Consider the following 11,050-nt stretch of genomic DNA (forward strand, 5'->3'; position numbering starts at 1 on the left):
CGCCCAGACGCTTCTTTCATCGCGTCTCTACAATAGTTTTTAGACTTCCCGTGAAAAGTAAGCTACAGATGGTGGTTCAATGGTTAATCCAGATAATTGGATTAACCTTTATCTAATCAATCCTGACGCGGAAGCGAACAAAGCCAACATTATCTGGTGCCGTACTGGGTACATCTCCAACATTAACCAATACTGATCCATTAGGATTGTTGGGGTTGGGACAAGAAGGAGCATCAACAGGTGTTAACTCGCCAAAGAAGTTTCCTTGATCTGCATCTTCATTATCAGTAAGAGATGCTTCATTCAACTCAATCGTATTGGCAACGAAACTCGTTTGTTCGGGAATCGCGTCACAAATTTGAACATTATTGACAACCGGTCTACCATCAGACAGAAAATAAATCGTGTACTCTACTTCATCACCACTCTGAAGTGATACTTCTGTGCCTAAATTAATCACTCCCAGCAGTCCATTCGGCAGTGCTGACCAGCCACTAACATTATCATCGGGGTCATTTTGATCATCAATCACCCGATTCAAATTAACCTCACTCAGAGATTGACCATTTCTCAACACATCCGTTATCCGTTTGACTAAACGCAAGTTGGGTTGTCCAAAGGAAACCACTGTGGGTTGGTTATCATTTCCGGGGTTGCCATCACCATTCGGGTCAGGATTTGTACCAGGAATTGAACCATCACTGACGATTCTGCCATTACGATTACCTTGCGCCACAGCACTGTTTTCAAATGGACCGAGGTTATTCCCTGGCGTGATAATTACACTAAAGGTAATCGTTGCCGTTTGACCAGAACCTAGGCTTTGTCCATCGGCTAGCAGATTCTGATCAGTGTTGCCATCAAAACCTGGATTCGGCTGACTCAGCGCCCCGGTAACGCTAAGATCCTCAATCCGAACATTCTGAGTCCCCGCAAAAGCACTCCGGTTATTTCCGAAAAGGTTATCGGTTACCTGGACATCGGTTAATGTGGTATTGCCTAAGTTCTCGACAACGATAGTGTACGGGATGGTGAATGTGCCATCACCATTGTCTTGCACTGTACCCACACTCTTCGCCACACCGATACCCGGGTTTTCGGGAGTATTGGTAAAGGTGACTGGAGTCTCGTCATTTTCGTCCGGTCCATTCGCCGTATTCCCACCACCGGGGTTGGGATCAAGACTATCGGGGTCAGTGGGAACACCGTTATCGGAAAAGTCATCCACTGATGTTCCATTGGGTGAGAGTCCCGTGGCTTGCACTTGGTTGTTATATTCACGGTTGAGATCAGGTGGGGTGACATCGACGACTAACTGCACCGTTGCACTTTGACCCACATTCAGATTGTTACCCGTTCCTAACAGATTCGTGACATTGTTCCCGTTATAGTTGGGGTTAGGCTTAATATTCGAGTTGGGGTCACTCATATTGACGACCGTCACATTGACGACCGTGAAATTACCTGCACCGAAGGTATCATTGAGATTTTCGAGAAGTTTTATATCGCTTAACGGTACTTCCCCAACATTCGCCACTAACAAGTCATACGTAACTTGAAAGCGACCTCCTCCTAAAGGTGTGGTTGACGTGGCATTTTTAGCAACACCAATCGCGGGGAATGGTCCGGTAAAATTGACGGGAGTGGGGGTATTTTCTCCGGGTTCATTCGCATTACCATTGCCATTCGGATCACTGGGGAACCCATTATTGGAAAAGTCATTCACCTGAGCGCCACCGGGAGATGTCCCTGTTCCTTGGACTTGATTGGTATAGTCCTCGTTGAGGTCAGGTGGGGTGACATCTACGACTAATGTTATATCGGCAGTTTGATTCACACTCAACGTGTTACCCGGCGCTAAAAGATTGGTGTTTGTACCCCCGTTATAGTTGGTGTTTGTAGTCAAGGTAGGACTGCTGACACTGCTGACGCTGAAATTGCCAACACCAAAGGTGGCGTTGAGATTTTCAATCAGTTCCACATTGCTCAAACTCACATTGCCGAGGTTTTCTACCCCAATGTTATAAGTCACCCGGAACGTATCCTGATCAAGGGGTTCGATGGAACCGACACTCTTGGCAACACCAATAGCAGGACTTTCGGTAACGTTACTAAAGTTAACGGGGGTGGGGTTGTTTTCTCCCGGTTCATTGGGATTGCCATTATTGTTGGGGTCTGTTTCTAGACCATTGTCTTCAGTCGGCACCCCGTTATTAGACAAGTCATTCACAGGAACCCCATCAGGTGATGTACCCGTCGCTTCCACTTGATTGATGTAGTTTTGGTTCAGGTTGGGTGGCGAGACATCAATCACTAACCGCACCTCTGCCGTGCGACCCACCGCTAGGGTATTACCCGGTGCTAACAGATTGAGGTTGTTAGAGCCATCATAAATTTGATTGGTTGTCAAGGTGGGACTGGTGACGCTAGTCACGGTGAACGTCCCAGCGCCAAAGGTATCGTCGAGATTTTCTGTTAATGCCACATTATTCAAATTCACATTCCCTAGGTTTTCGACGAGTAAGTCGTAGGTAATGCGGAAGCGATTGTCTCCTAGACGAATGATTGAATTCACACCCTTGGCGACGCCAATCACGGGATTATCGGGAATGTTATTAAAGTTTAGGGGAGTGCGATCGTTTTCTCCATCTTCATTGGCATTACCATTGCCATTCGGATCACTGGGGAATCCGTTATCTGAATCGTCAGTTACTGTCTCACCAGCCGGCGATGTCCCTGTCCCTTGGACTTGATTGGTGTACTCCCGACTCAAGTCAGATGGTGTGACTTCAATGACTAACTGCACCTCAGCGGTTTCACCTACTTCTAGGTTGTTTCCTGATGCTAATAGATTGGTGTTTGTTGTGCCGTTATAGTTATTGTTAGTCGTTAGATCGGAACTGGTGACGCTGGTGACGGAGAATGTGCCTGGATCAAAGGTATTGTTGAGATTTTCGGTTAGTTCCACATTACTCAACCTTACATTACCCAGGTTTTCTACGGCTATGTCATAGGTAACCCGGAAGCGTCCCCCGGTAAGCGGTGTAATTGAACCAACCGTTTTAGCGACACCAATCGCAGGGTTTTCCTGCACTTCAGTGGTTACTGTTGATGTTCTCGGTTCTGGGTCAGTTGAGGAACGAACCGTTACGGTGTTGGTAATTGTACTCGGACCACTATAGTCAGGAGCGACACGAAATGTACTGGTAATTGTTTTTCTTTCTCCCGAAGCAATGGTACCTAAATCGCAGGGAAAAGGAGTTGTGCAATCGCCACTATTGGACAAAAATGTAACGTTGGGAGGAGCTGGAACAATGTCATCGTCTGCCACTACATCAAAAGCTGTTGCGGCTGAGGGACCTTGGTTAGTTACAGTAATTTCGTAACTTAAGATACCACCCGGACTGATAGTTCCAGGACCTGTTTTTTCAACAGCAAGTAAGGCACTATCAATCGCTAAGGTAAATACACCGGGAAGGACACCTTCGGCAGCTAGATCGCTTCTAAAGGTAAATGTGGCTTGTTCGGCGCTATTACCAATAATGCCATTTGGTCCTCCAGTTAACGAAAAGGTTTCAATGTCAAAACCAAGCTGATCCGAATACAAGGGATTTCTGGGACTTAATAAAAAATTGCTAATTGTGCCATTAAAAATATCATTGCTCGGGTTATCAGGAGGTAGTTGCTGACCTTCTAAAAGAACTTGGTCAGTGGTTATACCAGCATCTCCTTCGTAGACAACCATGCCTAAATCAATATTAAATTGCTCGGCTGGAGGCGTGACAAAACCATCGAGTGTGATATCTAGCTCGGAAACTCCTAATTCACTCTCTCCAATGACCAATGGTAATCTATTATTCGCAGGATCAAATACAGTGAGTAAACGGAAAGGCTGATCAGGCGCAGGGTCTTCGTAAATTACAACTAAACTCCAAGCTGTATATTGGTTAGAACCGACAGTGGATTGAACATCAGCGACCCAGTAGGGTCCATTGCCAGTGATATCATTTGTCACCTCAACAAATCCCTGGTAGAAGTCGGGACCATTATTTACGACATTGACACTTAAATCATTTGCCGTTTTAGTCTGGTAACTATTAGGATTCGTTCCAAATTTAACTGTATTACGACTCGCCCCATCAGACCTACCACCCCAGTAAAGACCAGCCCAAACAACAGTAGATCCAGTCGGTAAGTCTAGCGTTGCACTACTGGAATTAAAGGTAGTCGGATTATTATCTGCATCAACATATTCCATGACGAAGTTGACATTTGTTCCACCTGCTCCAGTATTAGTCGTTCGGGCTGTTTCACAATTCTCTCCACCAGGTGGAACCGTTACTCCTGGGGCAGTAAATACCCCTCCTTGACTGCAGGTCATTAAGGTATTACCAATGATTTCAATATCACCACGAATCGGTTGCTGTTCCCGGACAACAAACTGAGCTTGAGCCGGATTTGCCGCTACAATTGTCCCCAGAACAGGTAACAGCCACAGTGCAGAATTAACGGGTAAGGAAATTAGTGAGTTCTGAAACTGGCGAATCATCGTTAAGGGCGATTTTTGGTTGCTGAATTGAACGATAGACACTACTGATTCCCCCCGGTTGATTCAATTTGTAAGTCCGTTTCTTGGTCTTCAAAAATAATCTCTAAGCCTCTGAGATCCTGGAAAATAACCACTCGGCGATCGCGTGCATAATCCACAACCCCGCTACCCGTTGTCCGGCGCTGGCTTTCACCGAAGGATCTAATCGTCATTCGTTCGGGCTCGATTCCTTGACGCAATAGATAATTCCGCACGGATAACGCCCGACGGCTTGCCAGCGCTTGGTTATAAGCGACACTAGCGCGGGGGTCAGTGTGTCTTTGTAGTTCAATGGTGAGGAAGGGATACTCTTGCAGAACCGCCGCCACTTGATCCAGTACCGCCGCACTCTCTGGCGAGATATCCGAACGATCTAGGGCAAAATGTACATTCCGAGGCACCCGCAGCGTCAGGGGTTGTTGAACGGGTGGTGTGAATTCTGTGGGGGGTGGTGGGGGTGTGGTTTGGCTGAGACATTGAGGTATCATCGGTGGTAATGGTTCTGGATTCAGGGGAACTGTACCATCTGAGAACTTCACCGCCGCATTCAGGGCGGGTTCTGATGTCCCGTCTTGGGAAGTGGTTGCGATCGCACTAATGGTATCCCCAGGCTGTAACCCAGTCAGCGTAACGCTAAATTGACCCTCTGCATCGCTTGTCACACTACCAATCGGTTCCACATGCTGCTGGGCGTTCAGGTCAGTAATCAACCCTTCCCACCCCGCAAACCGATTGGTGTCAATCACATTGCCATAGGTATCCGGGTAAGCCGTCAGTACGACACTGGGTCTTGGTTGATAGGTGATTTTATTCCCCATGACAAAGGTTGACGTATTTTTTGGCATTTATCTAATCAACCCTGACGCGGAAGCGGACAAACCCCCCATTATCCGGAGTTGTAATTGGCACATCACCCAGATTAATCAACACTGATCCATTCGGATTGGTGAGGTTTGGACAGGGAGACGTGACGGGACTTAGAGGGGGGAGAAATTCTCCGCGATCGTCTCCTGATTGATTACTTTGGTTGGTATTAGTTCCGCCTTGATTGACTAAAATTCCTTGACCTGGATTAAAACTAGCCGTGATAAACGTTGTCTGTTCTGGAATAGCGTCGCAGATAGTGATACCGTTCGCAGGAGCTGTACCATCGGACAGAAAGTAGATGGTGTATTCTACTTCGTCCCCACTTTGGAGCGATGATTCTGAGGGTAAGGAGAAAATCCCCACGGGTTGTACTGAGGTTTGACTGAGTATGTTGTCATCTTCATCTTCTGGGTCATCTTCAACTGTGTTGAAGTTAACTCCACTAATTTGTACGCCATTTCGGATAATATTCGTAACTCGCTTGACTAAACGCAGGCTAGGGTTACCCAAAGGTTGGACTACGAGCAATGTGGGTTCATCATCCCCAGTTCCTTCTAAGTTACCCTGGTCAACGCCATCATCTGATATTTGGGGCACATCTCCTGTTACCCCAAAGGCATCGGTGACAGACACTGGTAACGTACCCCCGTTTGACCTGGCGACGGCTTGGTTGGCAACTTCCGTTCCTGCGGCGGCGAGCACTTCTGCCTGATATTGGATCACAACTTGACCACCGTCAGGACCTAGGTTTCCTGGGTTATTCAGGTTGGGGTCACTGCTGCCATTATAGGTAGAGTTTGCTGTCACCGTTGTCCCTGTACCACTGGCAATGAGATTGTAACTCCCTTCGACAAACTGCAAGTTGGTGGTGTCAATCTCATCAACGGCTTGGAAGTCGGTAATCGTGATTGAGGGATCGGTGTTGGCATAGGTAATGGTGTACTCGACAATATCACCCTGGGTCAAGGAGCCACTGCCATCGATATCTTGAGAGAGTCTAACGGATTTAATCCCCACTGGTTGAACTGGGTTGGTTAGAATCGTGGTGTCTTCTGAGTCAGTGTTATTTGCCTGATTGGGGTCTAAGGTATCACCTGGTGGGTCAACGGTTGCGGTATTATTCAATGTCCCAGATGCTGTTGGAGAAACGGTACCATTTACCGTAATCGTGGCGGTGGCACCGACATTCAGGTCTACGGTCAAATCAATGGTGTTGCCCGTACCACTCGCTGTACCACAAGCCCCTGTATCCGGAGCTGATGTGATGGCGCAATTCCAGGTAACGTTGGTAATATCGTCGGGTATCGTATCGCTGACTCTAGCGCCAGTGACATCTGAGTAGGTTTCTCCCTGTGGCGGCTGTTCACTGGTTACGGTGAGGGTATAGGTGATCTGTTCCCCAGCCACGATGGGGTCAGGCTGATCGGTTTTCGTAATGGAAAGATCTGCTGCCTTAGCCAGGATACCACCTTCGAGTTGAAGCGGTGTGGAAGGGACGTTAATCCAGGTGTCTATGCCTTTTTGATTGCCAAAGTTAGATCTGAATACATGACCGCCGCCACTACTATTTTCCCCCTCAGGTAAGACAGTGTTGCCGCCTACTTCTGTATCGTCATAAAAGATAATACTTTCATCTCCAGGCGGACCATTGAGTCGTCTAAGGATAATGCCATCATTATTGTTTTCAGCATCGATGAAGGGAAAATGCGCTTCACCAGCATTGATTTCTATTGTGGCTTCGTAGGGAACATTATTGACGGAAACTGGATTTCCTTGACCATCTAGTCCATCCCAAAATACTTGGTTTGAGCCGGAAACTGTGTCACCCCTAAGCTGGCGATCTATACCATCAAACATACCATTGTTATTCAAGTCAATAAGGATTTCATAAGTTCCTGGCACATTGGCGTCAAAATTAAAATTACCACCTAATGTTTGACCCAATTGATTAGGAGTCCCGTCAGTCCCGATAAAAGTAAAGTTGCTAACCACAGGAGCAATAAATTCCGGTCGTAAGAAGGTTTCGCCATTGGGAGTCACGGCTGAGGTCGGCATGTTCATAGCGGGCCGATTCAGGAAAACCTTATGGGTTATATCATTAGTCGCCTCGTTGTCAGATGCACCCGACGGATCGAGTAAAGTGCTGCCAAGAACGATCTCACTTTCATTAATGGATTTAAAACTCCGTTCACCCGTATTCGGCTCCAGAAATCCTTTACTATTGGCAAAAAAGATAAAGCCAAAGGGGTCGATACCATTCAGGTTGATTTCGTACTGATAACCCTGATTTGTTTGGATTGTGAGTATAGACCTGAGACTCCTACCGCTACCTCCCATGTTTAGAGCCAAATAGTTGGCAAAGACTCGACCTAGGATTGGACTGCCTGTACTATCGACTACGGTGACATCCCAGGCGGCGATCCAACCAACACCATTCGCTTGTGTCCATGGATCTGTTACCGCGATAGCAGGTGGATTAGCTCCACTACTTCGGTTAGGGCTAATAAATTCTATTTCCCAAATTCCCGTTTGACCGGCTTGGACAGTAACCTGACAGGGTGTATATCCAGGTGTAGCTCCAGTACTACCTGCTATTTCTGCATCTATGTTAGGAATCAAACCTGTTCCGGGATCAGAGCTTCTACAATCATTAGTAGAACCATCGGGTGCAGTATACTCAATATTACCCTGACCAATCCCGATCGCACTAGAGCCAAGATTGATTGTTTCTCCTGCCTCAGCGTATACCTGAATAATCGTTCGACGGCTTATGCCTCCAGTATTGTCATTACGATACTCTAAGTAAGGGCGATCGCCTCCATTGTCAATTAAGTCTGCACTCCCTTCAGCGCGGACTCCCTGAGTCCAACCCAACCCCATGAAAAGGGCAAGAAAACCTAGGAACCATCCTTGTTTAAACCTTTTGTGTCCTAATTGCATCCGGTTTACCTGTGCCATTAGGGGAGTCTTTTGATCACCATTCATGGGTAAACTAGCCATTACCTATCTCCTCCCCTAGATTCAATTTGCAAGTCGGTTTCTTGGTCTTCAAAAATAATCTCTAAGCCTCTGAGATCCTGGAAAATAATTTCCACTCGGCGATCGCGTGCGTAATCCACAACCCCGCTACCCGTTGTCCGGCGCTGGGTTTCGCCGAAGGATCGAATCGTCATGGGTTCTGGATCAATTCCTTGACGCAATAGATAATTCCGCACCGCTAACGCCCGACGGTTTGCCAACGCTTGGTTATAGGCGACATTCCCGCGAGGATCAGTGTGTCCTTGTAGTTCAATGGTGAGGAAGGGATACTCTTGCAGAACCGCCGCCACTTGATCCAGTACTGCTGCACTCTCTGGCGAGATATCGGAACGATCTAGGGCAAAATGTATATTCCGCGGTACCCGCAGCGTCAGGGGTTGTTGAACGGGTGGTGTGAATTCGGCGGGGGGTGGTGGAGGTGTGGTTTGGCTGAGACATTGAGGTATCACCGGTGGTAATGGTTCTGGATTCAGGGGAACTGTACCATCTGAGAACTTCACCGCCGCATTCAGGGCGGGTTCTGATGTTCCGTCTTGGGAAGTGGTTGCGATCGCACTAATTGTCTCTCCAGGCTGTAACCCAGTCAGCGTAACCCTAAATTCACCCTCCCCATCGGTTATCGTACTACCAATCGGTTCACTCAACGGACCATAGAAACTCTCGGCGGCTTCCCGCACCCGATAGAGTTCCACTGTTGAACCCGGTTCAGCTTGACCAAATACCTCTATCTGATCACCCAACTGCAAGAACTCCTCGGAGACAAATTGAGGGGCATTAATCCCATTGTTCCCTGTAGTCTGGCGTTGGTATTTAGTAGTACGGGGGGGATTATGACCATCTCCGACTTGGAAATGAATCGGTTCCACATGCTGCTGCGTGTTCAGGTCAATACTCAACCCTTCCAATCCCGCAAAACGATTGGTTTCTATCACATTGCGATCGCTATCCGGATAAGCCGTCACCACCACACCGGGTCCCGGTTGATAGGCGATTTGATTCCCCACAACTTGGTGATTATTTCCCATCAAATACACCGCCGCCCGTCGCAGGCGTCTCCCATTAAAAATAATTTGGTTATCGCGAATTTGCACCGCCCCTTCGGGTTTAAACAAATACACGCCACTTCCATCATTGCCACAAATCAAATTCCCGGTAATTTGAGAGTCATTAATCACCCCTTCTAAGCGAATCGCATCGGGCATTCCATTAATACCATTCCCCACAATAATATTTTCGCTCACCTGTAAGTTATTCGCTTGCACGGAGGTAATAATCGCACTTCCTTCATGGTCACTAATCCGATTTCGGTAAACCGTTGTGCCTAAACTATTAAACACATACACCCCAAAAGCTGACGGATTTTCTGGCATTTCCCCATCCGGGGTAATTCCCAACCAATTGAACTCAACTCTCACATCTTGAGGTGGAACATTCTCAGGATAAAAGGGAAACCGATAATTGGGGATTTCTTGCTGACTAATATCCGGGGGCGGTGAAGTATGGGAAATAAAAATATCAGCCGGAGGGGTGGCTAAAGTTGCCTCGTTTACGGCTTTAAAGCCATAAATACTCAAGCCTCGCACCGTCACCTCATCCGCCACAATCGTTAATCCCCGCAAAATCGATTGACCGGGTGTAGGGGTAATCGTCACAATCGGTTGGGGAATGGCAATTTCCGCCGTGGGTGAGGTTGTCGGATCATAACCCGGTTGGGTTGTCCCATCCACCACGAGTCCTGGAGTGGCTAAGGGGGGTAATAATTCATTCAGATAAATGGTGGTGTCTTGGGAGGGTAAGTTAAATTCAATTCGGGAGGATTGTTCAGAATTGGAACTTACCAATGTTCTTTCGGTAGCACTTAATTGATTAACTGTCAATTGACCGTTGGTTAACTCAATCGCTTCCCGTAAGGTGATAAATTCATCGGGCGCGATACTATCCTGAGTGCTATTAACAACCACTCGTAAATTGGGTGATTGGGCTGTGGCTAACGTTGGCAAGCTTAAGACAGTTGCTAACGCTAAGGTTAAGGAAAATTGAAGCTTTGTCCTCCGTCTTTTGTCCTTTGTCCTTTGTCCTTGGTTTGTTGTCTGGGTGATAGTATGTCCGTCTAATACGATATTCGAGTTGATTATCTCCTTTATCGTCCAGTCCGCGAAGGCGGACTTTGTTTGTTTAGCGACTTCTAGTCGCCGGGGCAAAAATGACTCGATATATGTTTTACGTTTGTTCTGGGGTTGGGCGAAGCATTCGCTATTAGCATTGAGTTCGGGAATCGAAACATCGGGGCGCGAATGCTTCGCCCCTACGAACCCTACGAATCTGACGGATTTTACAATGTCGATGGAAAATTGATTTTTGCCACACCAATTTGTTGGGTGTTCTTTGTCCTCCGTATATGTTTTACGTTTGTTCTGGGGTTGGGCGAAGCATTCGCTATTAGCATTTAGCTGGGGAATCGAAACATCGGGGCGCGAATGCTTCGCCCCTACGAACCCTACGAACCCTACGAATCTGACGAATCTGACGAACTTTACGAATTTTTGATTTAACACT

At 47.2% G+C, this 11,050-nt stretch carries 4 protein-coding genes; all 4 read right to left on the minus strand.

The window, feature by feature from the left end:
• Positions 1-112: 112 nt before the first annotated feature.
• From RIM23_RS14710 to RIM23_RS14725, 4 genes are read right to left on the minus strand one after another with little or no spacing between them, the layout of a single operon-like run.
• Positions 113-4,591, minus strand: coding sequence for a hypothetical protein (locus tag RIM23_RS14710; RefSeq protein WP_446367973.1), 4,479 nt, complete (start codon positions 4,589-4,591; stop codon positions 113-115).
• Positions 4,591-5,433 carry an OmpA family protein gene (locus tag RIM23_RS14715; protein WP_446367974.1) on the minus strand — a complete coding sequence of 281 codons (843 nt, stop codon included), beginning with the start codon at positions 5,431-5,433 and terminating at the stop codon, positions 4,591-4,593. The genes RIM23_RS14710 and RIM23_RS14715 overlap by 1 nt, the downstream gene beginning before the upstream one ends.
• Before the next feature lie 4 nt (positions 5,434-5,437).
• A complete protein-coding gene (locus RIM23_RS14720) occupies positions 5,438-8,455 on the minus strand; it encodes a hypothetical protein (protein WP_446367975.1) in 3,018 nt (1,005 codons plus the stop codon).
• The gene (locus tag RIM23_RS14725) at positions 8,455-11,049 is read right to left on the minus strand and encodes an OmpA family protein (RefSeq protein WP_446367976.1); all 2,595 of its coding nucleotides are present in this window, start codon (positions 11,047-11,049) and stop codon (positions 8,455-8,457) included. Before RIM23_RS14725 ends, RIM23_RS14720 begins: the two co-directional genes overlap by 1 nt.
• Between the last annotated feature and the right edge of the window lies 1 nt (position 11,050).

Origin of the sequence: Coleofasciculus sp. G3-WIS-01 (assembly GCF_040223135.1) — a bacterium.
GTDB lineage: Bacteria > Cyanobacteriota > Cyanobacteriia > Cyanobacteriales > Coleofasciculaceae > Coleofasciculus.

Bases quoted from the DNA above. Each gene is read 5' to 3' on its own strand.
- RIM23_RS14720 (WP_446367975.1), bottom strand. From the start codon at position 8,455: ATGGCTAGTTTACCCATGAATGGTGATCAAAAGACTCCCCTAATGGCA.
- RIM23_RS14715 (WP_446367974.1), bottom strand. From the start codon at position 5,433: ATGCCAAAAAATACGTCAACCTTTGTCATGGGGAATAAAATCACCTAT.